Source organism: Fischerella sp. PCC 9605 (genome assembly GCF_000517105.1).
Lineage (GTDB): Bacteria > Cyanobacteriota > Cyanobacteriia > Cyanobacteriales > Nostocaceae > PCC9605.
Window position 1 is genome coordinate 228,377 of the sequence record NZ_ALVT01000034.1, and the last position, 22,228, is coordinate 250,604.

Sequence of the window (22,228 nt, forward strand, 5' to 3'; positions counted from 1 at the left end):
ACTAAATTTGAGGCACACGCAGATGCCATGATGTTGATTGCTCATATGCGTAAGCCACCTGAAAAAGCTGGTCTTCTCGCAGTGGCTTACCAATTAGCTGCAAACCAATCGGTAATCCATTGTCATCAAAGCCACACGGCACACTTATACCTGGTAAACCTGCAAGATTCACGGGTATAGTCATCAAGTCAACTAAGTACATGCTGAGAGGATCGGCAGTTTTTTCTCCCGCCTTGAATGCTGTGGTGGGAACTGTAGGACAGGCTAAGACATGAACTTGTTCAAAAGCTTTTTCAAAGTCTTCTTTAATAAGAGTGCGTACTTTTTGTGCTTTTAAATAATAAGCATCGTAATAGCCAGCAGAGAGGGCGTAGGTTCCTAGCATAATTCGGCGTTTCACTTCTGCACCGAAACCAGTAGCACGAGTACGGGTGTACATCTCTATTAAGTTTTCTGTATCAGCAGCACGGTAGCCATACTTGACACCGTCGTAACGAGCCAAATTTGCTGAAGCTTCCGAAGGAGCAATGATGTAGTAGCTGGGCAAACCATAGCGGAAGCGAGGACAGGAAACTACATGAATTTCTGCACCCAAGGATTGCAATTGATCGAGTGCTTTGGTAATTGCTTGCTCAACTTGTGAATCTAAGCCTTCACCAAAAGTTTCTTTAATGATGCCTATTCTGAGTTGTCCTCTGGGTTTGAGGTCTGGTTTTAAGACTGAGAGGTAATCGGGAATGGGAACTTTCAAGCTAGTGGAGTCTTTGGGATCGTGACCGGCGATCGCCTGCAATAATATTGCAGCATCCTCAACACTGCGCGCAAACGGCCCGATTTGATCCAAAGACGAAGCAAACGCCACCAAACCGTAACGAGAAACTAGTCCGTAGGTTGGTTTGATACCCACCACACCGCAAAAAGAAGCTGGTTGGCGAATCGAACCGCCAGTATCAGAACCAAGGGAAACAGTACATTCTCCTGCTGCTACCGCCGCCGCTGAACCACCAGAAGAACCACCCGAAACCCTTGACAAATCCCAAGGATTGGCGGTGAAACCGAAGGCAGAGGTTTCTGTAGAACCGCCCATTGCAAACTCATCCAGATTGGTTTTGCCTACCATGACTGCATCGGCATCTGCCAATTTTTGTGTCACAGTTGATTCATAAGGCGGTACAAAATTTTCCAAAATCCGGGAAGCGCAGGTAGTGGTAATTCCTTTGGTGCATAGATTGTCTTTGATGCCAATGGGAATGCCTGCCAACAAGCCAATTTCTTCTCCGGCAGCGATTTTGGCATCCACAGCCCGCGCTTTTTCTAACGCCTGTTCGGCAGTTACGCACAAGAAACTGTGCAATTTCGGCTCTAACGCTTGAATACGGTCTAAAGCTTCTTGAGTAATTTCTACGGCAGAACGTTCTTTGGTGACTAACTGTTTGTGCAACTCGCGGATGGATGCCATAATTGCTTCCTTTGTGACTCAAGTCCTTGATTTTAGTACAGTTTAATAATTTCTGTTCAGTTGATTTCAGCCGCACAAACAGCTTGGATGGCGGCTTGCATTAGATTAATATGTATTCCACACCAAACAATTCTATAAACTTGTTTATTTTAAAGATTTTCATAGAGTGGTGAACAATGGTGAAAATTGTAACACGCAGACCGCTAGGCACACAGAACGTATATGACATTGGAGTAGAGAGCGACCATAATTTTGTCATCAAAAATGGTTTGGTAGCTTCCAATTGTTTCAACAAATCTCACTCCACAGCTTACGGTTATGTAACATATCAAACTGCGTATTTAAAAGCTAATTATCCTTTGGAATATATGGCGGCACTGTTGACAGCTAACAGTGGCGATACAGATAAGGTGCAGAAATATATTGCTACCTGTACCAATATGGGTATTCAAATAGACCCACCAGATATTAATCGCTCTGGCGTAGATTTTACTCCCGCGGGTGGCAAGGTTTTGTTTGGATTGTCGGCTGTGCGGAACGTGGGACAAAGTGCGATCGCTTCTATTTTAGAAGCCAGAGAAAGCGGGGATGAGTTTAAATCTTTGGCTGATTTTTGCGATCGCGTCGATCTGGGTGCTGTTAACCGCCGTACTTTAGAGTCACTAATTTATTGTGGAGCCTTTGACAAAATTGACTCAAACCGCAACCAGTTACTTCACGACTTGCCCCTAGTTTACGACTGGGCACAATCTCGTGCCAAAGATAGAGCTACCGGTCAGGGAAACCTCTTTGATTTATTAGGTGGTGGATTCTCTAATATTAATAATAACAATCAAGCTCAAAACAGTTTTGACATTGCACCGAAAGCCAAACCTGTTCCTGATTTACCTCCCCAAGAAAAGTTACGCAGAGAAAAAGAATTATTAGGTTTTTATGTATCAGACCATCCACTCAAATCTATACGAAACTCAGCGCGCGTCCTAGCTCCAATTAACCTTTCACAACTGAGCGATCAAAAAGAAGATACAGTAATTTGTGCCGTGGTTATGCTCAACAATGTGAAAAAAGTGATCACCAAAAAGGGCGATCCAATGGCAATTTTACAAATAGAAGATTTAACTTCACAATCAGAAGCAGTAGCATTTCCTAAATCTTACGAACGCATTAGTTCACTGTTACAAGTTGATGCCAGATTAATAATTTGGGGTAAAGTAGATCGACGAGACGACCAAACTCAATTTATTGTTGAAGATGCTGAGCCGGTAGAAACAGTACAGATGGTGATGGTGGAATTGAGCACTCAACAAGCAGCGACTATTGAAGAACAGCATCGCTTGCGAACAATTCTGCAAGAACAATCAGGGGATAAAGAAAAAGCAAAAGTACCGATAATAGGAATTGTCCAGGCTGGGAACTCTCGTCATCTTGTCCGTTTTGGACGACAATTTTGGGTGCAAGATTCTAGAAGTACTGTTCTGGCTTTGCAAAACGCCAGGTTCCTTGCTCATGTACAACCGCTTATTAATACCTAAAATAGATAAGTAAAAAATAATACTTTTATTGACTTTTGATAAAAAGAAACAAGCTTTTATCTCTAATGTTTGCATTGGTTCATAGGCTATATTTTTCTCTTGTCTCCGTCATCAGTAATTTAGCTTATCTCTTAGAGTTTTTATAGTTTTTTTCGTTACTTATGCGGATGATCCTCTCCTAGAGAAAATGGTATTTTTTTATGCCATGAGGATAAATGCAACAACCAGGGCAAGGAGCAAATACTTAATGACCGCAGATGCGCTAGGTCAATTTGTTGCATACTGCAAAAAAATTCAACCCCAAACTCAAGAAGAAATAAAAAGATTTTTTGAGGGGGTTGTTGGGTTTCCTTACGACAAGGAACTCTTATTGCAAGCGTACTTATTTTTGAATAACAAAAATTTATTTCCGACCTGCGCTGAATTGCTGTTATTTGAAAAGTCTCCTATTGCCGACTATACAGATTTAGGTAAGTGTGATTTTGTCTACCTTACATCTCAAAACAAATTGTTTTTAATTGAAACTAAATTTATTGATACGGAGGCAACAGGGGCAACAGAAAGAAAAAGAAGAAACAAGCACAGAAATAAAGTATTTGAACAGGCGATCACTTTAAAGCACCGATTTAGTGAATATTGGAATATCAAATTAGAGGAGTTAGAATGCGGTGTTTTTACAACAGATCCAGAGGTTGATTGGCGGGGAAATGACGTGAATGTCATTACCAAGTCAATATCTATTGATAAACTCGAATATTGGCGGAAAAATTATCCAATCATAATATAGTCGCGTCACTGCAACCACAACTCATGGGATAGGTGCAAATACAAGGCGCTTCTCAGTAATACTATTGGTAAACAAATCTTAAGTTACCAATATTCATACAAAACTCACAGTTTGAACTGTAAAAGTTATGCTGATCTAAGTGGTAGCAGGAATATTTTTCTAGGTTGCCACTCTTGTACACCACCATAACTAAACTGCCCCAAGGGTTGCACTCTCAGACAACGAGAATGCAACACTAGGGACGAGAAGCGCACACAAGAGGTAAAAAGAAGGTGTTAAGGACACTTTTGGTCATTGCCATTGGTTTCTTGCCGTCCCTATTCTCCCTGTGGTTGATGCGTAAAACCCAGGCAAGAATGCGATCGCACCTCAGACGTGTTGCTATGAATTTTCCTCGGGAGCAGATTCAGGTAAACACTAGACCTCCGGAACCCAGCGATCGTTATTACTTAGAAGGAGTAGGTTATCTCATTGGTGATATCAGCTGTCGATATAATGCTCGTTCTGGCTATCTGCGTTGTGCTGTTAATCCCAGTGGGCCGTGTGAGGGTTGCCGTTACTATGAACCTAAGGAACCCACCAAATGAGGTCTTACTTCTTCCGCTCTTTTTCTAATTCATGGACTTTTTAAGGATAAAGTTAAATTTTTTCTTTGGTAAATCAGCGTTATAGCCTATTTCCACGTCTTCTTTGCAAAGGTATTACCTCTGCTTCGCTACTCTCCCTTGCTACTCGAATCAACAATCCTGCTGCTATTAAACTAGCAATCATGGAATTACCACCATAACTAAACATAGGTAATGGCAAACCAGTAGTTGGCAAGGCACCTGTAGCAACACCTATATGGAGTAATGATTGTCCTACCATCAAAATTGTCACACCGATCGCCACCAGTCGATGTATGGGATGGGTTGTCTTGAGGGCAACAATTAATCCCAAAGTGGCAAATATAGCTAACATCAGTAACAGCACCATACTGCCAACAAAGCCAAATTCTTCAGCAAATACCGCAAAAATAAAATCGGTATCCTGAATTGGTAAATAAAATTGTTTTTGTTGAGAAAGTCCAAAACCAGCACCCCAAGTACGGCCGGAACCTATTGCCAGTAAACTTTGTACTAGCTGATAACCATCTCCAGTAGGATCGGCCCAAGGATTGAGGAAAGACATCACACGTTTGCGCTGATACTCCTTGATACTAATACTGAGTAACGCTAACAGCACTCCTCCAACTGCTGTTCCTCCCAAGTATTTGTAAGGCAAGCCAGCAGCTAAAGCAATTAACCAAATAGTCATACCGCAGAGTGCAGTTGTACTCAAGTTAGGCTGTGCCAAAATCCCCAAAATCACAAGACCAAAAACACCTAACCAAGCAAAGCGAATAGACCAACTCAGTTTATCCCACTGACCAAAAAGTCGCGCACTTTGTAGCACCAGAAAGGGCTTAATTAATTCAGAAGGTTGTAGCGGAATCGGCCCTACTAGCCTACGGGCTGCACCAAGCTCATTCTTTCCCACTCCTGGAATCATAGTGACGAAAATCAGCACCAATAGCAGGAATACAAACCAATGGGATACTCCCAAAATCCTATGCAGGGGTAAATTAACAATGATGTTGAACAATATTAAGGCTACTAACACCCACAGGAGTTGGCGCTTAAAGTAATACAGTCCATCATCATGATTGACATCAGCAACGGGATAGGAGGCTGAAAACAGCATTATTAAGCCTATAAACAGCCAAACTAATGTTAACCAGCGCAACAAGCGCGCCTCTAATGCCCACTCGGACACAGAGTTATCAAATAATGGAATTAGGCGGCGTAAATTCACGAGTTATACCGAATCAATAGCATCCGCAATATTTTGTACGTGGTAGATTTTAGCAGCCCTTTTATTTTGGCGATCGCACAGTCGTGTGAAAGCGATCGCTACCAAGGGTACACCCACAGCCCCACATTCGTAAACGGTGTTGTAATCGGCACTTTCCACTACGTGATGAAAAGAAGGGTAAGTGACTTCTTTGATGCAGATACTAAATAAAATTTAAGTATACAGAATGATACAACTTTGAAGGATATTTAGATAACACAACTCAGCGATCTAATATCATTCACTGTTTGTCTGTCCACCGATATAGGAATTTCAATGCAGAACTCGCTTCCCTGACCCGGTTCTGATACGCATGTCAGTTTTCCTCCGTGTTTTTCAACAACAATTTGATAGCTAATCGATAAGCCTAGCCCTGTCCCCTTACCTACTGGCTTAGTTGTAAAAAATGGATCAAACAGTTTTGCCTTAACTGCTTCAGTCATCCCTGGGCCATTGTCAGCAATTCGGATTGCAATATAGCTTGTTTCTAAAACTTCTGTAGTAATTGTAATGGTATTAAAATTATCTTGAATTCCTATACTATAATCTTTTATGTTATTGCTCTCAATAGCATCAATAGCATTACTAATAATATTCATGAAGACTTGGTTTATTTGTCCAGGATAACACTCTATTAAAGGTAAATTACCGTAGTTTTTTACTATTTCTATACCTGGTTTATCACCTTTGGCTTTGAAGCGGTTTTGTAAAATCAGCAGAGTACTCTCAATACCTTCGTGAAGATTAACCCTTTTCACCTCTGCTTCATCAAGACGAGAGAAGTTGCGAAGAGACAACACAATGTCCCTGATGCGTTCTGCACCTATTTTCATAGAATTTATAGTTTTGGGTAAATCTTCAAGTATGTAATCTAATTCATTTTTACGAATATACTCTTGTATTTTTGGTACAATATGGCAATTAAAAGTTTTATATAAATTTAATAACTTAAATAGGTCTTGAGTATATTGTTCAACATAATCTAAATTGGCGTAAATAAAATTTACAGGATTGTTAATTTCGTGTGCAATTCCTGCTACCAACTGACCTAGACTGGACATTTTCTCAGCTTGTATTAATTGGGCTTGAGTATGCCGTAATTCTCTGAGAGATTGTTCTAGTTTTTGGGCTTGTTCTTCAGCAACTTTAGCCAAATTTTCTTGTATTGCCAGAGCACGCTGTAATTCTGCCCGCTGCTTAGTTAGTTCTGTTGTTAACTTTTCAGCATCAGCCAGAGCAGAATTCTTTGCTTGTAGTAGGAATAAAAAATCAACAATTGGATCGTGAATGGCAAAGTCTTTTAATTTGATATTTAGAGGAATGAGATTAGCAGCATCAGTAATCCAGGGAGAACAAAGAAAAAATATCAATTCCTCTTCTGGTTGATATACCATTTGACCTTTGAGTTGCATTCCATTGCGGAGAAACTCCAATATGAAAAGAGCGTGAGTTTGTTTTTTAATAGCATCAAATTCAACTGTGACCTTAGGGCGATTGATTTGAAAATACTGCTCAATTTTGCTTCCTATTATTTGTTCACAACTAATGCGCTCTAGAACAGCACCAGCTTGTAAAATTTCTCGTTGGCGGTTAAATACAAAGTGGAATGGAAAAGCCTTTGTAAATAATTCTGGCGAAAGACTCAGATGAGGAGAAACCATACATACTGACCTCACTGTGGTTTATATTTCACTAAAAATTCATCATGATCGGCACCTTCATCCCTACTTTGGGTTTGGGAAATATCCACTTCTGTATCAAACCTTTTTCCTAATCCCTTGACTAGACCCATTACCATTGGAGTCAGTCCTTCTCGGGTTGAGCGATAATGTAAGTTTAGAGACTCTTCTTCTGTATCAGTACACTCAAAAGATGGGGGCATTAGCTTAGGAAAACTAATTCCTACACGAGCGTGAAGATTGTCAAGGTTTTCCAGAAATTCAGGTAGGTTATCCCCGCTCATATCCATCAGTTCGCCGTAGCCTTCCTCTGCTGTGTACTGTACCCAATATTCTCCAAAAGCTTGCATAATTTCTGCGGCTGATAAACCTAAGACAACACTTGCAGCTTTTACAAGCCTATGAGTCATATCATCGGGATAGGCTTCCATACTGATAAAAACATCTACTTCTAGTTCAGCTTTCTGCTTAATTTCTTGCCAGGTATTTTTGCCAAAGCGACCGCATACCATCTCTTCAATCGCCTTGTTGACTAATCCATACATAAAGCCTCCTGATTGATGCACCCATTAGAGTTTGTGAATTAGACTCAATAATCTTATGCTCTACAGCAGTTTTAAAAATTTTTATATCTGCTGTATAAATATATTATTTTGCGTTTGCTTAATTGCCTGAAAAAAGAGAAAAAATGCAATAAACTTCCTGCTATTTTAAGCAATTTATCCAGAAAAATAGCATCCGTAATTTCACTCTTTTAGCTTACCGATTGCCATGCATTCAAAAGCAAAAATGGATTAGCATTCAAGTCAGGTTCGTGAATTTGACGCTGAATCCCATTAAAGAATTGCACACGGGCATCCATTGCCTCGACAATAGCAAGCTTTAGCTTGACCTCTTCTTCTTCTGTAGTTAACCGAGGTTCAATCAGTGCTGCGAGTTTTGCCGCATGGCTATCATCCACATCAATATGGACTTCAAAAAATATCAAAGATTCCTTGGATAAAGGTGCAGCGCCAATAATGCCTTGATAAAGTTGAGTGTATAGCGTACTCACAATTCCTTCAGATGCGTAACACACTGCCCCAAGTGCAGCTAAAAAACCATACTGATGCGGTATCCGTAGGTACGTATCAACTAAAGCTCTAGTTTCAGGTATTGTGGGCAGCATTGCTAAAATATCGTCATCGATACCAATAGCACGGGTAAAACGACGAAATAACTCGGGATGGGATTGATTTAAATCCCCCTGTCCCATTTCGTCAAACAAGTTCTCTAAGAGGACTAACTGAGCGCTTTCATCTTGGCAGCAAGATAAAATACTAGCCAAAATTCGATTAAATTCTTTGGAGAATTTGTACATTTGAACGGCTAGTAAGCGTACCTCTTGTAAAGACAACTGTCTAGTACTACAGCGACTGAGGAAATCATGCTTCCACAGTGGATGATGAGCCGTAATTTCCCGTAAGGATTCGTGAATAGAACAAGATAGCTGTGTCATCATCGTAATACTTGTATGGCTAGATGGAGTGGTAAATCAATCAAAGAACCGAAAAAAGATTCATCTAGTGCTATGTGTTCTGGAGTAACCCGTAATTCCCGCAAAGTTGGCATCGTATTGAAGCCAGCGTTTTTGAGGGCATCAAAGTAGTCTTCTAAGGTTTTGTGAACCAATTGCACATTTAGCCAAGACCCATCTCTTTTCCAAATACGACCCGGAAATTGCCAATCTCGCTTGCTGAAATAGCCTTTACCCTCAACCTCAAAATAGAAGGGATAGGCAGCTTCCCGCATGTATGGAAAAGATGGATGTGGAACACTGAAAACAAATCGACCCCCTGGACGAAGTACACGTGCAACTTCGGTCATGCATTGTTGAGTTTGAACAGTTGTCAAATAGTTAAATAGAAACACTGCTATGACTAAGTCAAATTCGCGATCGCCAAATTGTTTGAGGTCAGTAGCACACCCTAATTCATACTGAATACCCAAGGGATCTTTTAATTCCTGCAATTTTGCTCCTGCAATCATCGCTTCAGAGAGATCTACACCATATATTTGGGCAGCACCTCTTTGGCGTAATTCCCGAGAGCAATAACCTTCACCACAACCCAAGTCAAGCACTCGCAACCCAGCAACAGGCTCACAAAGCTTTAGTACGAAAGGGCGTGCCGTAAAATCAGAAAGTGAAGTCGGTTCTCCTCGAATCCACTGTGATGCTGTGCCGTTATAAAGGTTTTTAGTGGAATTTTTGTTATCTGAGTTTGGCATGTTGACAGATTTATCTAGTAATCAGGTTTAAATAAATACAAGTATGAGGATTGTTGGTAGTTGATGATAATAGTTACTGCTTTCTCAAAAGCATAAGCAAAGTAAGTGCGCTTTTTTCGCCGATTGTAGGAACAACAAACGACAAAAATAAGTTGCAGTAAATACGTGTGTTAATACCTATCTATTTAGTTTTTAGAAAAGTTACATTTGATGAGATATTTCTTTTGTATCATTTGTATATTTTGTTGATAATGTTGATTGTACGGATTTTTGTCTTATTGATTTTAATCTTATTTTTTCAGGTAGCTAGCTGTTTGTATCTACCAATCTTTATAAAAGTTTGTTAATGTTGCTGATGAGCAAAATATTTATTTAACAAATTTATTGCTCAAAAATTATTTTTAGCTTTAACTTTATATTGGATTTATAAAAAAATTCAGAGTAAATACCCTACTAAAACAATTTTATTTGGAGAATATTAGTAGCAAAGTGTAAATAAACATGACTATCAAGTGTGTTTAGTGTGATTGATAAGTTGTTAGTTTTACCAAATAACAAACAATCAACAACTAGTAATTATCAGTAAAAATCAACCACCGAGCGCAAAGAGGTCGAAAGTCAATAATTAAAATTTGTTGACTCTACCTTACCCTACGGCATGCTTTTGACTACTGCGTGAATACAACAGCAGCTTGCCCTAGGAAATGGTATTAGCCACTACACTAACTTCTAGTAAATGATAGAAAGGATAATAATGGCAAAATTATTAGCAAAGCCAAAATTAGATAAACAATTAGAACTAGAGCAAGCGATCGCATTCTCTGAGTTAGGCGATCGCCTGTTTGATGAACTTAGCGATCGTATTTCTACTAAACGGCAGTATCGGCTGCTGTTTGAACACAAGTTAAAGCCTGAATTATTTCAGCAGATCCAAATTGCTGCTGCTGGTTACATTTCAGCCTGCCTAAACAGTCCTATCATTCTCTCGGAAGAGGAAATGCTCCAGAGATTACTCGAACAGAGAAATACTCTGTCGAACTACACTGGCACCGGACTTTTAATGCCAAAGCGAGAACATACTTTGGCTTTTAACCTCTTTCAAAGAAGTGTAGCTGAAGCTTTTTACCAATTAGGAGCTAACGATCTGATCGATGCAGTAGATTTACCAGTAAATCTCCGTATGGTTTATGGTAAAACCGATCCAGAAAAAACTCGTTTGCCTTTCGCAAGCTCAAAGCTACATAGCGATGTCTGGGCAGGTGTTCCTGCTGATGCAACAGTTGTAATTTTGCCCCTCTTTGGTGATATTGAAAACATCACTATCGAAGCTGGTGAAATGCCCCGCGAAATGGAACTCAAAGCAATGCGGATCATGTCCGACTTCGATGAAGGTAGGGATATTCCAATGGTTGTCTCCTACACAGAAGCACAATTACAGCACGGTACGATGTATTTTAATGATGCTCGTGGATTGCACCAAACAGTCAGACGTCAAACAGATGGTGTGAGAATTTCAGTAGATTTTAGGTTCCGCAGAAAATTCAATAAAGTATATCGGGCAATGTTGTCACCAAGTCTTGGTGGTGTAGAGCAAGATATGAGTGTACCTTACGAAGAATGGCTAAAGGTTGGTAAAGAAACACTTATTATATTTGATGAAACTATCGAGGAGGCAAAGTTCAAACGCAATAGCAGCAGTTCTGTTCCGCTATATATGCGTGGATATCGTCTCCTGAAAATGTTTGACTAAATCATATTTGGTCATCGATCGCATAGTTTGATAGTGCAGGCATTTCACCTGAGTAGGCAAGATGCTTGCACTATTTTTGTATTAAGCCAGATATATTCACCTCTTCTGGCAACTGACAAATAACACAAAAAAGAGGTCTGATTGACCTCTTAGCAACTCCCTACAATCAATAATTTGGTCTATTAGGAATTAAATTAAGCTAAACCAGCATTTGTTCCTTGCTTACCAGTAGCCAATTCTACCTTAACAATTTTACCGCCCATTTTTTGAATACGTTGCTGTTCGCGGAACCAGTTCTCATAGGGAACTAACTTAGTGAAGTAAGTATTTTGCAATTCCCGCTGGGTACGAATTCTAGTTTGGCTAGGAACGCAAGCAGTAATTTTAAACATCCGCATGGTCTTAAATCTCCTGTAGCTGGGGTGAAAACTTTTTTATCTCAAAATCTTGAGTGCAAATCTGTCTTTATTTACTGCAAGGCTGGAAATCAGGCGTCAATACCAGACCGTTAACACTCATCATTCATAAATTTAGCTTGATAAGCGATATAACGTCCTAGCACTCACGATTGATTTCCAGTCCTTAATTAAAGTCGCACCTAAATTATTAAGCGCAAACTAGTTCCTAGCTCAAGCCAGAGCTAATATAGTCGAAGTAAACGCCCATTTCCTTTCCAGCGTCTGGACCAACCAAGCTAGCGGTTACTTCCTTCATAGCTTGGATAGCTTGTACGGTAGCTCCTACGGGTACACCCAAGGAGTTGTAGGTTTCCTTCAAACCATTCAGTACGCGCTCATCCAAAATGGAGGGGTCGCCAGCCAGCATAGCATAGGTTGCATAGCGCAGGTAGTAATCCAAATCGCGGATACAAGCTGCATAGCGGCGAGTGGTGTACATGTTACCACCGGGACGGGTGATGTCAGAGTACAGCAGAGACTTAGCAACAGCTTCCTTCACAATCGCAGCAGCATTAGCAGCGATGGTGGTAGCAGCACGTACGCGCAGTTCACCAGTATTGAAGTAGCTCTTGAGTTTCTCTAGAGCTGCGGTGTCGAGGTACTTACCTTGAACGTCCGAAGAATTAATAACAGCGGTAATTGCGTCTTGCATGTTGTTATTTCCTTATTTCCAACCGTATTGCAATACTTCTGTTTCAATAGGAGAAACAGCTTCACCTACGACATCGCGCCAACGAGGTAGTCGAAGTAAGCGCCAGCTTCAGCAGCGTCTTCACCAGACAACAGGGAAGCAGCAACATTCTTCATTGCGTTGACACCGCCAGCAACGGCATCGATAGGAGTTCCGAGAGACTTGTACATTTCACGGACGCCTACAACACCGATTTCTTCGATGGGGGTGACATCACCAGCTACGATACCGTAGGTGATGAGGCGGAGGTAATAATCCAAGTCACGCAGACAGGTAGCGGTCATTTCTTGACCGTAAGCGTTGCCACCAGGAGATACAACATCAGGGCGCTTTTGGAACAGCTGGTCACCAGCTTGCTTAACAATCCGCTCGCGGTTGTCTGTCAAAACTTGAGCAATCCGCAGACGGCGCTCACCGCTGGTAACAAAGCTCTTGATCCGATCCAGTTCGCCAGGGCTGAGATAGCGGGCTTCTGCATCTGCATTCACGATGGACTTCGTGACGATACTCATTAATGGATTCCTCCAAAACGTAATGAAACCAGAATTTAATTAAACTGGTGCGACTTTACGGGTTGACTGAGCTTATGTTCTCGTTTTTTAGACTCAACAGTCAAATAACTGCTGAAACTATTACATTTCGAGCCTGCTTGAGTAATTACAAGTACACAAGCCTTGAAACTCAGCTACCTTCCGGAATTATTTTCGGGCATTATGTTGAGCATATATGACTGCTTTTAACAGTTTGTAACATTCTTTTTCATGTTTGCTGTTGCAGCAACAATATTAAAGCAATGTTACGAAAGATTGCAAATAGGGCATAGGGGATTGGGTAAAGGGTAAAGGGTAAAGGGTAAAGGGTAAAGGGTAAAGGGTAAAAGAATTTATTAACCTTTCACTTTTCTCCTTTTCCCCTTCCCCCTCTTGTTTTTCCGATGCCCCATGCCTATTGCCCTATGCCCGTTGCCCGTTGCCCATTGCCCTATGCCCTTGTCCTCCCTAGGCTTTAACCTTGACTGTAACGTCCTGTTAGTACGGACGGTGACAAGCTAGACCAAGACTGCTTCACTAAGTCAGCTGCTGCTTGGACACTGCCGAGGTAGTTACCCGCAGGCAAGGAGGGGAAGCGCTGATAAGGCACTACATCCTCGCCAAAGTAACGGGTATACTCTGGGCTATTTACCATCGCTTCTACAGCAGTTCTCAAACCGCCATCAGCCAGTAGTTTGTTGTACTGGCGAATTTCCGCTTGAGTTGCTGGTGCGCGTCCCAAAAGGTGACGGAAGAGGAATTCAATCACCTTGGTGTTGGGATACGGAGTGTAGAAGCGCTTGCGATAAATTTCGGAACTAGCTAGTTCACGCACAAACTCGCGTACGGAGATTTCCCCGTTCCGCAGTTTGCTTTCCAGATCGCTGCGGCGGAAATACTCAGGAACCTGACCGCTAAATACATCCATTACCTGAACGTAAATAGCATTCATTACCTGTTGCATTTCTGCTTGGTTTGCTCCTACAGTCATGCGGTAAATGCGGGCGGGTTTGCGGCGGGTTGTACCTACACCCACTTCTACTGACTGTCCGCGTCCATCGTTGTAAGAACGACCCAGTTCGATAAACAGCGGCTTGCTCTTATCGATTTGCCTTGCTTTCGCTGCCATATCTGCGATCGCTTTCGCCATAATTGGCATTTGCGCCACATCCATACGCGGCTTGGTCGACTCAAAGCTAGGAACAACAATATCCTTGTTCTGCTTGGTCAACTGGTTATACAGTCTTTGAGAATTCGGGAAGTTCGCCGCTGGCAAGGTCGCAAAGCGGTTGTAAGGAACCGTATCTTCACCAAACGCTTGCAAATATTCTGGAGTATTCAGCATTGTCCGGATGAATGCGCGAATCCCCTGAGTTGCTAGAATCTGATTATACTTCCTGATTTCTGCCTGGTCTAAGGGAGCGCGTCCTAGAAAATGCTTGGTTCCCAGTTCAATTACTTTGGTGTTGGGGTAGGGGGCATAAAATTCTTTCAGGTATAGACCAGAACAGCCTAAACCTTCAATGAATTCTTTAACGGTTATTTCGCCGTTACTCAGCTTGCTTTCCAAGACCTTGAATTCTCTAGAAGAAGCAACGTAGGGTGCGATATCCCGCTCGAAAATCTGCCGATAGGCGGCGCTAATAACAGTTTGTACCGCGACTTTGTCGCCAGTACCAGCCACCAACTTGAAGATTTTCCTTTGTTCGCGCTTTTTGCTGACACCTTGGTTGATGCGGGACTGGATATCTGGTTCCGTCCGTGTTTCGGTGACTGCACCCATTTGTACAAACATGGGTGTTTCTTGCTTCTCGACTTTTGCACCGACATCTTCGCGGATGCTACCAACGCGCAGTTTCCGCAATGCCACACCTGCGGGAGTAAGATAGCGTTCGTATGGAACTGTATCTTCGCCAAATGCCTGGCTGTACTCTTCGCTGTCAATGATGGCATCAATCAGTGCGTAAAAGCCCTTCTTGGCGCAAATATCAAAGTACTTGTTGTTTTCTTGACGACCGTAGGTCGGACGACCCAACAAGCGGCGGTGGATATACTCGATCGCCTTACACACATAATAAGGTGTCCAGTAGAGCTTGCGGAACAGATCCGACTTCGCCAAAGCCCGGACAAACTCGCGTACGGAAATTTCGCCGTTTTCCAGCTTAATTTCTTGTACTTTCAGGCGCTGACCATCGTAGACATCGCGACCAAATACTTGCAGGTAAGCCCCACGAATTACGGCTTGGGTAGAGCTTTCGGAGTATTTTACACTTGCTCCCTTGCCAGTTCCCTTGCTTAAGGTTCTGGGAATTTGATCCAAGCGGAACACTTTTGGTCCCAGAGTACCAGGAAACGCACCGCGAGCATCTGGGTTGCCAGTTTGGTTATTAATTCCTGGCCCTTGGTGAATGAGAATGCGTCTTGTATCCTTACCAAAAGGAGCAGGACGGCTGCTGGGGTTGCGAGTTTCTTTCGGGAAAATTGCCCCAAACTGAATTTCCAGAGGATCGTTACCGGAACCGTAGGGATGCTGGTCAGGCAACGGCTGGTTGTAACCCGCAAAAGTTGTGATAAATTGCGGTACTTTCCGGAAAGGTGCGCTGTACTTAAACAAGTCTTGCTGCGGACCCCAGTTACGACATTCTTGGGCTTCTTGACCGAGACCCCGGATATAGGGTACCGTTTCTTCGCCAAAGTAGTCAGAGTATTCCTCAGAGTCTACCAGCGCATCGATTAAGGCTGACAGACCGCCTCGGGAAACAATATCAAAGTATTTTTGTACCTCTTCCCGGCTACTTGGCCCCCGTCCCAAAAAGTGGCGGAAAGCAAGTTCTAGGGCGCGGCTATTAATAAATGGTTCGTAAAATTGTTTCCGGTAAAGTGGAGATTTACCAAGACGGCGAACAAACTCTTTCATTGAGATGTCGCCATTTTTGACCTGGGATTCTAGATAAGATATCGACAAGCTGTAAGCGCGGGTAATGTCACGCTCAAAGATTTGCCGATATGCTGCCTTGACTACCTCAGTTTTTTCAGCTGCGGATAAACCAGGCTTCATCACAAACTTCTGACGTCGTTCTGCCGCATTAAAGTAAATTTGGGGCAGTTGTAAACCTTGTTGGTCGCCAGATGGACGTTGCCGTAATTTATTAGAAGGAGTGGGTGCTTTGAATTCTGTAATTAAAACATCCATGTACTGAGACACAATGTCTGTTGCCTCAGAGTCTTTGCGGAAATAGGAAAGCGCAGCAGCTTTCAGTTCCTGCAAAGCAACAATTGTAGCTTCACCAGAGCAAGCGTTTTCAATGATTTCCCGCAGACCGCGCGTATTCACGGCGATAATATTGGGGTCGCCAGCCACGATCGCATAAGTAGCATAGCGCAGGAACCACGATAAGTCCCGCAAGCTCTTAGCCATATTAGCAGGGCCATAACGGGCGACGTTAATTGGTCGGAAACCTGGTGGAACCGGGCCGCTGGGTGAAGTGTTAAAGATGGAACGTAAATTTTCTAGGAAGCCACCACGAGATTCTACGTAGGTGACTGTTCCCAGTTTCATTCCTTCTCTTACATCCGCTGTTGCCGCAGCTGCAGCCACAGCCATCGCCACTTCTGGTTCTCTAGGCTTTTCTAAAAAAGCCATCGGCGAACCACCAACAAAAATCCTGTTGGCAGCGCGAGAGACAATAATTTCGGAATTGTCCGTGAGCGCCTGGGCAATTTCTAAACGTTTTGCACCAGATGCAAAATAGCTTGCCAGTTCACTTAGTTCTCCGGCTCCCAGAAAACGGTCTTGCTGCTCCGCCTGGGAAATTGTTGATACAGCTAGGGTTTGATATAGTTGCGGACGCGCAACTGAGCTTCCACCACTTGCCTTAACACTCATCGGATTTGTAAAACTCCCATCATATGCGTTTATGTGTTAAGTCTGGGTCACTTTAGGCTTGACACATCGGTATATTCATGCTTTCCCTGTGCCGCCTGCTAAGTTGCCAGAAAAAATTAACCCAGTCAGCTTTTAGATTAGAACGTTTTGAGATTTATCAGGAGCTTTATTAAGAAGTATGTAGAAACTGTAGCGTTGATGTATCGGCTTTTTAACGCTGATGCTTCAGGTTTATGAGAAAAAATCGAAGTTTTGTATCTATAGGTAACAAAGATCCAACTTGGGGATTGGGGATTGGGTAAAGGTTAAAGGGTAAAGGAATTTATTAACCTTTCACCTTTGTTGCCAGTCGCTACAACTGAGGAGCCACTGCGGTGGACGGGTTTCCCGGCATAAAGCACGTGGCGTGGAACCTCCAAGGGCGCTTACGCTCCTCTTTTCCCCTTACCCCTTTTGTTTTTTCCGATGCCCATTGCCCCATACCCTATGCCCCTTTTGATGAACACGGATAATCTATCTGTGTGTATCTGTGGTCGCATTTAAAACATTGACTTTTGCAAGAGGTTTTATGATTACATAAACTGTTTCACATAAGCATTTTTTATAAACAAAGGTACACAATTACTCACGTTAAAAGCTGCTGCAATTTCAATGTCTGATTCAAACCCGCGTGCAATTAACTCTTTACCTGAACTGCATTTTTTCAAATAAGCCAGCAAATTTTTTTTAAAATCATGAAATACTGCCACAGCAATTTCAGCTTCCGGTGATAAACTGCCATTAAGATAACTAAGAATTGCCCCAGCACCAATCAAATCTTCAAAAGCAGGTCTTAACGTGCCATCTTCCCACCTTTCACCTGCGGGAATAACTGCAATTTTGGAACCATATTTTTGAGCCCACTTTGCCACAGTTTCGCAGTTCCGCAAGCAACCCGCCAAAGTAGGTGTTCTGCCAGTTCGTAAAGTGAGGTAAGAACCATTAGGAGATGGCAAAACTAGTTTTGTTCCTACCGGAATTTTAATTAGTGATGCAGGTGAGAGAGAATAACTGTCTTTGGAAGTGCGATCGCCTGCCAATTGCGCCTGTAAAGATTTGGCATAATCATGCGCTGACTCATCTTTCCACTCGTAGGGAAAAATGATCGCGCCGTTGTTGGTGGCTATTTCTACAGAGGTAGAAAAAGATAAAACATCAACTATCACAACCACATCACTAATGGGAGCTAGGTGAGTAATACCTTGATAACTCCACTCACAGCGCAGGTCAAATTCTGATTGGTCAAAAATCATTAATTTATTTTCAAGTTATACCAATTTAAAAAATGATTGCGACAGATGGATTGACAGAACCCCAATAGAGACAGTAATTCCCAATCCAAAATCCAAAATCTAAAATCCAAAATGGTATTAATTGTGGGATGAGTATCTTGCCCGCACTCGATGAATAGACGGCTCATGTCGCCCGTCCCACAAGAAAACTACAAGAAAATGTGTCACATTGAGTATCCAGCATTAGATAAACTCAAATATGCTGCGATCAAAGCTCCTGAAATGTCCGACTCTCAAACTGTTAGTACTGCTGTTGCCAAACTCTACGATACCTACCCCTTCCCTCCAGAACCGTTGCTCGATCAACCACCCCCAGGCTACAACTGGCGCTGGAATTGGCTAGCTGCTTATAACTTCTGCACCGGACAAAAACCCCAAAAACAAGACATCCGCATTTTAGATGCTGGCTGCGGTACGGGGGTGGGAACAGAGTACTTGGTTCACCTCAACCCCTACGCTTCTGTAGTCGGAATTGATCTTAGTGCTGGGGCGCTACAAGTGGCGCGAGAACGCTGCAAACGTTCCAAAGCAAATCGTGTCGAGTTCCACCATCTTAGCCTGTACGACGTCGAACAACTTCCGGGTGAGTTTGATTTCATTAACTGTGTGGGGGTACTGCACCACTTAGGCGACCCCATTCGCGGTATTCAAGCTTTGGCAAAGAAATTAGCACCAAGCGGTTTAATGCACATCTTCGTGTATGGAGAGTTGGGACGCTGGGAAATTCAACTGATGCAAAAAGCGATCGCTCTCCTCCAAGGTGACAAACAGGGCGATTACCGCGATGGTGTACAGGTAGGACGAAAAATATTTTCTGCTTTGCCAGAAAATAATAGAATTGTCAAGAGAGAAAGAGAACGTTGGTCTTTGGAAAATCAGCGGGATGAATGCTTTGCTGACATGTATGTCCATCCCCAGGAAATTGATTACAATATAGACACGCTGTTTGAACTCATCGACGCTTCAGGATTAGAGTTTCTCGGCTTCTCAAATCCTGGTTTTTGGCAATTGGAGAGACTTTTGCGCAAAGCACCGGAACTAATTGAACGGGCAGTTAGGTTAAGCGATCGCCAACGTTACCGTTTGATAGAATTGCTAGACCCGGAAGTAACCCACTATGAGTTTTTCCTTGGTCGTCCACCAATAACCAAAGCCGACTGGTCAGCCGATGATGCTTTAATGGCAGCGATTCCAGAACGCAATCCCTGTATAGATGGGTTTCCGAGCCAGTGCGTATTTAATTATGATTACCAAATAGTCAACTTGTCGGAAGCCGAATTAAAATTTCTGCAAGCCTGTGAGGGGAAGAAAACAGTCGCGGAAATTTTCAGGGATGATGAGCCGCTAGAGTTAAAGCAAGTGCGATCGCTTCTGAAGCAGCAGTTGATTATGTTAACACCAACCTGAAAAATAAGGTATCGGGGATAGGTGATAGGTGATTGGGAAATTACCTTTGCCTAGTTCCTAATCCCCGATCCCCAATCCCCAATCCCCGATCCCCAATGACTAAGTTAATTGTTTTTTTCTAAAGTATTGTTACTCTATCGTGATATGATTTAGCTGACTGAATGTGCAGTCAACATCATTAGCTGTACTGGTTTCAAGTCCCGTGAGCTTGTCCGATCAATCAACTGATCCCACACCGACAACACGACAAGATACTCAATCTGGTTTTGAGGACGCAGAACCAGTAAACTCTATGCAAGAGTTCTACAAACTCTACCAGGAGTTTTTGCTAATCACACTTGTCTTAACGGGGATTATTTTTATCTCTGTGTGGATTTTTTATTCCCTAAATATTGCCCTGAATTATATTCTTGGGGCATTTACGGGTATGCTTTACATGAGGATGTTGGCAAAAGATGTTGAGCGTTTGGGCCCAGAAAAGCGGCAGCTGAATAAAAATCGGTTGGCCCTATTAGTAGTCATAATCCTACTGGCATCCCGGTGGAATGAACTACAAATTTTGCCCATATTTTTGGGATTTCTCACTTATAAAGCAACGCTCATCATCTATGTAGTCAGAGAGGCGTTTATCTCTGGCTTGCCGACACCTCGATAACCTTGAAAAGCCAATGTGAGTTTGCCTTAAGTAAATCCACACAAGGCTCTTAGTTCCTGTTCTCCAAGTAATATTGGAGAAGTAATTGATATGGGAAGAAAATGCTCAATTTTCTGAACTTCTTCAATTCTGTTCCCCTTGCCGAATTAGAGGTAGGAAATCATTTCTACTGGCAATTGGGTAATCTAAAAATACATGGACAAGTTTTTCTCACCTCGTGGTTTGTAATTGGCATTCTAGTGGTAGCTTCACTAGCTGCTACTCGGAACATCCAGAGGATTCCTAGTGGCATACAAAATTTTATGGAATATGCCTTGGAATTTATTCGGGATTTGACGAAAAACCAGATTGGTGAGAAAGAGTATCGTCCTTGGGTGCCTTTTATCGGCACGTTGTTTTTGTTTATCTTCGTATCGAATTGGTCGGGCGCTTTAGTTCCTTGGAAGCTCATCAAACTGCCATCTGGTGAATTGGCAGCTCCGACTAATGACATCAATACGACAGTTGCACTGGCGTTGTTGACTTCTTTGGCTTACTTTTACGCCGGTTTTAGCAAGCGCGGTTTGGGTTACTTTAAAAAGTATATCGAGCCAACACCGATTCTTTTACCAATCGCGATTCTAGAAGATTTCACCAAACCTCTTTCCCTAAGCTTCCGTCTTTTTGGCAACATTTTGGCGGATGAATTAGTGGTGGCGGTACTAGTTCTTTTGGTTCCTCTATTTGTGCCTCTGCCGGTAATGGCTCTGGGGTTGTTTACAAGTGCTATTCAAGCCCTGGTTTTTGCCACCTTAGCAGCAGCTTACATACATGAGGCCATGGAGGGGCATGGTGGTGAAGAGCATGAAGGACATTAACAGTCCTCAGTTGATGTAATTTTAGATTTTGGATACCCGAATTTTGAATTCGGTTCCAGATCTAAAATCAAAAATCTCAAATCAAAAACCGTTCGTTGTGTACTTAAGGTAAGGAAAATCGACATGGATCCATTGATTTCTGCTGCTTCAGTTCTCGCTGCTGCTTTAGCAATTGGTTTAGCTGCGATTGGCCCTGGTATTGGTCAAGGAAATGCTGCTGGTCAAGCAGTAGAAGGTATTGCCCGTCAGCCAGAAGCAGAAGGAAAAATTCGCGGTACTCTGCTGTTAACCTTGGCGTTCATGGAATCACTGACAATTTACGGTCTGGTGATTGCTCTGGTACTGCTGTTTGCTAACCCCTTTTCCTAGACTCTAAAACTTTTCGTAGTTTGGAGACGTGATGACTCACGTCTCTAATCTAGATTTACCCTTTATGGTTATAGGGTCTCTAGAGTATTACGATGAAAAGTTGAATTCATTATTGCTTGCCATGAAAACTGCTGTTACAGCCAAAGAGGAGAGAAATGTTTGATTTCGATGCTACCTTGCCCTTGATGGCATTGCAGTTCCTGCTGTTGGCAGCTGTTTTAAATGTGATTTTCTATAAGCCATTGACCAAGGCACTGGACGATCGGGATAATTACATCCGAACGAATAACCTTGAAGCTCGGGAACGCTTGGCCAAAGCCGAGCGATTGACCAAAGAATATGAGCGGCAGCTAGCAGAAGCTCGCAGGCAATCTCAAGCAGTTGTGGCTGAAGCTCAAGCTGAAGCTCAACAAATTACTGCCGAGAAAATCGCTGAGGCACAAAGAGAAGCTCAGGCTCAACGAGAACAAGTGGCTCAAGAAATAGAACAGCAAAAGCAGGAAGCTTTACGTTCCTTAGAGCAACAGGTAGATGCCTTCAGCAGGCAGATTCTGGAAAAACTCTTGGGACCCACTTTAGTTAAATAAAGTGATTTTTGATAGCTTACAACATCGGTTCCAAAAAGCATACGCGCTGCGGGGCATTAGTCCGGTGAGCGCTGAATTAAGTGTCAACCAATTTTGGATTTACGATTTTG

The 22,228-nt window shown here is 42.5% G+C and carries 21 protein-coding genes; 9 read left to right on the forward strand and 12 right to left on the reverse strand.

Going from position 1 to position 22,228, the window contains the following annotated elements:
- Position 1: 1 nt before the first annotated feature.
- Positions 2-1,459 (reverse strand): Asp-tRNA(Asn)/Glu-tRNA(Gln) amidotransferase subunit GatA, encoded by a 1,458-nt coding sequence (gene gatA / locus FIS9605_RS0101485; protein ID WP_026731004.1) that lies wholly within the window; start codon positions 1,457-1,459, stop codon positions 2-4.
- A gap of 176 nt (positions 1,460-1,635) precedes the next feature.
- On the opposite strand from gatA, the gene FIS9605_RS0101490 reads away from it, so the two are divergent.
- The 3 genes from FIS9605_RS0101490 to FIS9605_RS35955 all read left to right on the forward strand — a co-directional run bounded on the left by FIS9605_RS0101490 (position 1,636) and on the right by FIS9605_RS35955 (position 4,365).
- The gene (locus FIS9605_RS0101490; RefSeq protein ID WP_026731005.1) at positions 1,636-2,991 is read left to right on the forward strand and encodes a helix-hairpin-helix domain-containing protein; all 1,356 of its coding nucleotides are present in this window, start codon (positions 1,636-1,638) and stop codon (positions 2,989-2,991) included.
- Positions 2,992-3,238: 247 nt separating this feature from the next.
- Positions 3,239-3,778 carry a hypothetical protein gene (locus FIS9605_RS0101495; protein WP_026731006.1) on the forward strand — a complete coding sequence of 180 codons (540 nt, stop codon included), beginning with the start codon at positions 3,239-3,241 and terminating at the stop codon, positions 3,776-3,778.
- Positions 3,779-4,050: 272 nt separating this feature from the next.
- Positions 4,051-4,365 (forward strand): DUF6464 family protein, encoded by a 315-nt coding sequence (locus FIS9605_RS35955; RefSeq protein ID WP_026731007.1) that lies wholly within the window; start codon positions 4,051-4,053, stop codon positions 4,363-4,365.
- Between the two features lie 79 nt (positions 4,366-4,444).
- Here FIS9605_RS35955 and FIS9605_RS0101505 read toward each other — a convergent pair whose 3' ends face one another.
- From FIS9605_RS0101505 to FIS9605_RS0101525, 6 genes are all read right to left on the reverse strand, one after another.
- Complete coding sequence (locus FIS9605_RS0101505) at positions 4,445-5,611, reverse strand: FtsW/RodA/SpoVE family cell cycle protein (RefSeq protein WP_026731008.1); 1,167 nt, start codon at positions 5,609-5,611, stop codon at positions 4,445-4,447.
- 3 nt (positions 5,612-5,614) lie between these two features.
- On the reverse strand, positions 5,615-5,770 hold the full coding sequence (locus FIS9605_RS43775) for a hypothetical protein (RefSeq protein ID WP_180965149.1): 156 nt from the start codon (positions 5,768-5,770) through the stop codon (positions 5,615-5,617).
- Positions 5,771-5,859: 89 nt separating this feature from the next.
- Entirely contained in the window at positions 5,860-7,311 is a 1,452-nt protein-coding gene (locus FIS9605_RS0101510; RefSeq protein WP_026731009.1) for a sensor histidine kinase, read from the reverse strand.
- A gap of 11 nt (positions 7,312-7,322) precedes the next feature.
- The gene (locus FIS9605_RS0101515) at positions 7,323-7,874 is read right to left on the reverse strand and encodes a heme NO-binding domain-containing protein (RefSeq protein WP_026731010.1); all 552 of its coding nucleotides are present in this window, start codon (positions 7,872-7,874) and stop codon (positions 7,323-7,325) included.
- A gap of 209 nt (positions 7,875-8,083) precedes the next feature.
- Positions 8,084-8,830 carry a TenA family transcriptional regulator gene (locus tag FIS9605_RS0101520; RefSeq protein ID WP_231510197.1) on the reverse strand — a complete coding sequence of 249 codons (747 nt, stop codon included), beginning with the start codon at positions 8,828-8,830 and terminating at the stop codon, positions 8,084-8,086.
- On the reverse strand, positions 8,827-9,597 hold the full coding sequence (locus FIS9605_RS0101525; RefSeq protein ID WP_026731012.1) for a class I SAM-dependent methyltransferase: 771 nt from the start codon (positions 9,595-9,597) through the stop codon (positions 8,827-8,829). Before FIS9605_RS0101525 ends, FIS9605_RS0101520 begins: the two co-directional genes overlap by 4 nt.
- 754 nt (positions 9,598-10,351) lie before the next feature.
- Between FIS9605_RS0101525 and FIS9605_RS0101530 the strand changes: the two genes are divergently transcribed.
- A complete protein-coding gene (locus FIS9605_RS0101530) occupies positions 10,352-11,347 on the forward strand; it encodes a hypothetical protein (RefSeq protein WP_026731013.1) in 996 nt (331 codons plus the stop codon).
- A gap of 194 nt (positions 11,348-11,541) precedes the next feature.
- On the opposite strand, the gene FIS9605_RS0101535 is transcribed toward FIS9605_RS0101530, so the two are convergent.
- The 5 genes from FIS9605_RS0101535 to FIS9605_RS0101555 form a co-directional block, all read right to left on the reverse strand.
- Complete coding sequence (locus tag FIS9605_RS0101535; protein ID WP_026731014.1) at positions 11,542-11,745, reverse strand: phycobilisome linker polypeptide; 204 nt, start codon at positions 11,743-11,745, stop codon at positions 11,542-11,544.
- A 226-nt stretch (positions 11,746-11,971) separates the two neighbouring features.
- Positions 11,972-12,457, reverse strand: coding sequence for an allophycocyanin subunit beta (apcB, locus tag FIS9605_RS0101540; protein WP_026731015.1), 486 nt, complete (start codon positions 12,455-12,457; stop codon positions 11,972-11,974).
- Between the two features lie 65 nt (positions 12,458-12,522).
- The gene (gene apcA, locus FIS9605_RS0101545) at positions 12,523-13,008 is read right to left on the reverse strand and encodes an allophycocyanin subunit alpha (protein WP_026731016.1); all 486 of its coding nucleotides are present in this window, start codon (positions 13,006-13,008) and stop codon (positions 12,523-12,525) included.
- A gap of 493 nt (positions 13,009-13,501) precedes the next feature.
- Complete coding sequence (locus FIS9605_RS0101550) at positions 13,502-16,912, reverse strand: phycobilisome rod-core linker polypeptide (RefSeq protein ID WP_026731017.1); 3,411 nt, start codon at positions 16,910-16,912, stop codon at positions 13,502-13,504.
- A gap of 572 nt (positions 16,913-17,484) precedes the next feature.
- On the reverse strand, positions 17,485-18,204 hold the full coding sequence (locus tag FIS9605_RS0101555) for a 2-phosphosulfolactate phosphatase (RefSeq protein ID WP_026731018.1): 720 nt from the start codon (positions 18,202-18,204) through the stop codon (positions 17,485-17,487).
- Between the two features lie 261 nt (positions 18,205-18,465).
- Between FIS9605_RS0101555 and FIS9605_RS0101560 the strand changes: the two genes are divergently transcribed.
- The 5 genes from FIS9605_RS0101560 to FIS9605_RS0101585 all read left to right on the forward strand — a co-directional run bounded on the left by FIS9605_RS0101560 (position 18,466) and on the right by FIS9605_RS0101585 (position 22,118).
- On the forward strand, positions 18,466-19,650 hold the full coding sequence (locus FIS9605_RS0101560; RefSeq protein ID WP_026731019.1) for a class I SAM-dependent methyltransferase: 1,185 nt from the start codon (positions 18,466-18,468) through the stop codon (positions 19,648-19,650).
- 202 nt (positions 19,651-19,852) lie between these two features.
- A complete protein-coding gene (locus FIS9605_RS0101565; protein WP_026731020.1) occupies positions 19,853-20,305 on the forward strand; it encodes an ATP synthase subunit I in 453 nt (150 codons plus the stop codon).
- A 101-nt stretch (positions 20,306-20,406) separates the two neighbouring features.
- Positions 20,407-21,162, forward strand: a complete 756-nt coding sequence (atpB, locus tag FIS9605_RS0101570) for a F0F1 ATP synthase subunit A (RefSeq protein ID WP_026731021.1) — start codon at positions 20,407-20,409, stop codon at positions 21,160-21,162.
- Between the two features lie 123 nt (positions 21,163-21,285).
- Positions 21,286-21,531 carry an ATP synthase F0 subunit C gene (gene atpE / locus FIS9605_RS0101575; protein ID WP_016874655.1) on the forward strand — a complete coding sequence of 82 codons (246 nt, stop codon included), beginning with the start codon at positions 21,286-21,288 and terminating at the stop codon, positions 21,529-21,531.
- 155 nt (positions 21,532-21,686) lie between these two features.
- A complete protein-coding gene (locus FIS9605_RS0101585) occupies positions 21,687-22,118 on the forward strand; it encodes a F0F1 ATP synthase subunit B' (protein WP_026731022.1) in 432 nt (143 codons plus the stop codon).
- Positions 22,119-22,228 lie beyond the last annotated feature (110 nt).

Excerpts from the sequence above, each read along its gene's own strand:
- gatA (WP_026731004.1), bottom strand. The coding sequence starts at position 1,459 with ATGGCATCCATCCGCGAGTTGCACAAACAGTTAGTCACCAAAGAACGT.
- FIS9605_RS0101490 (WP_026731005.1), top strand. The coding sequence starts at position 1,636 with ATGGTGAAAATTGTAACACGCAGACCGCTAGGCACACAGAACGTATAT.
- FIS9605_RS0101495 (WP_026731006.1), top strand. The coding sequence starts at position 3,239 with ATGACCGCAGATGCGCTAGGTCAATTTGTTGCATACTGCAAAAAAATT.
- FIS9605_RS0101510 (WP_026731009.1), bottom strand. The coding sequence starts at position 7,311 with ATGGTTTCTCCTCATCTGAGTCTTTCGCCAGAATTATTTACAAAGGCT.
- FIS9605_RS0101515 (WP_026731010.1), bottom strand. The coding sequence starts at position 7,874 with ATGTATGGATTAGTCAACAAGGCGATTGAAGAGATGGTATGCGGTCGC.
- FIS9605_RS0101520 (WP_231510197.1), bottom strand. The coding sequence starts at position 8,830 with ATGATGACACAGCTATCTTGTTCTATTCACGAATCCTTACGGGAAATT.
- FIS9605_RS0101525 (WP_026731012.1), bottom strand. The coding sequence starts at position 9,597 with ATGCCAAACTCAGATAACAAAAATTCCACTAAAAACCTTTATAACGGC.
- FIS9605_RS0101530 (WP_026731013.1), top strand. The coding sequence starts at position 10,352 with ATGGCAAAATTATTAGCAAAGCCAAAATTAGATAAACAATTAGAACTA.
- FIS9605_RS0101535 (WP_026731014.1), bottom strand. The coding sequence starts at position 11,745 with ATGCGGATGTTTAAAATTACTGCTTGCGTTCCTAGCCAAACTAGAATT.
- apcB (WP_026731015.1), bottom strand. The coding sequence starts at position 12,457 with ATGCAAGACGCAATTACCGCTGTTATTAATTCTTCGGACGTTCAAGGT.
- apcA (WP_026731016.1), bottom strand. The coding sequence starts at position 13,008 with ATGAGTATCGTCACGAAGTCCATCGTGAATGCAGATGCAGAAGCCCGC.
- FIS9605_RS0101550 (WP_026731017.1), bottom strand. The coding sequence starts at position 16,912 with ATGAGTGTTAAGGCAAGTGGTGGAAGCTCAGTTGCGCGTCCGCAACTA.
- FIS9605_RS0101555 (WP_026731018.1), bottom strand. The coding sequence starts at position 18,204 with ATGATTTTTGACCAATCAGAATTTGACCTGCGCTGTGAGTGGAGTTAT.
- FIS9605_RS0101560 (WP_026731019.1), top strand. The coding sequence starts at position 18,466 with ATGTCCGACTCTCAAACTGTTAGTACTGCTGTTGCCAAACTCTACGAT.
- atpB (WP_026731021.1), top strand. The coding sequence starts at position 20,407 with ATGCTCAATTTTCTGAACTTCTTCAATTCTGTTCCCCTTGCCGAATTA.
- atpE (WP_016874655.1), top strand. The coding sequence starts at position 21,286 with ATGGATCCATTGATTTCTGCTGCTTCAGTTCTCGCTGCTGCTTTAGCA.
- FIS9605_RS0101585 (WP_026731022.1), top strand. The coding sequence starts at position 21,687 with ATGTTTGATTTCGATGCTACCTTGCCCTTGATGGCATTGCAGTTCCTG.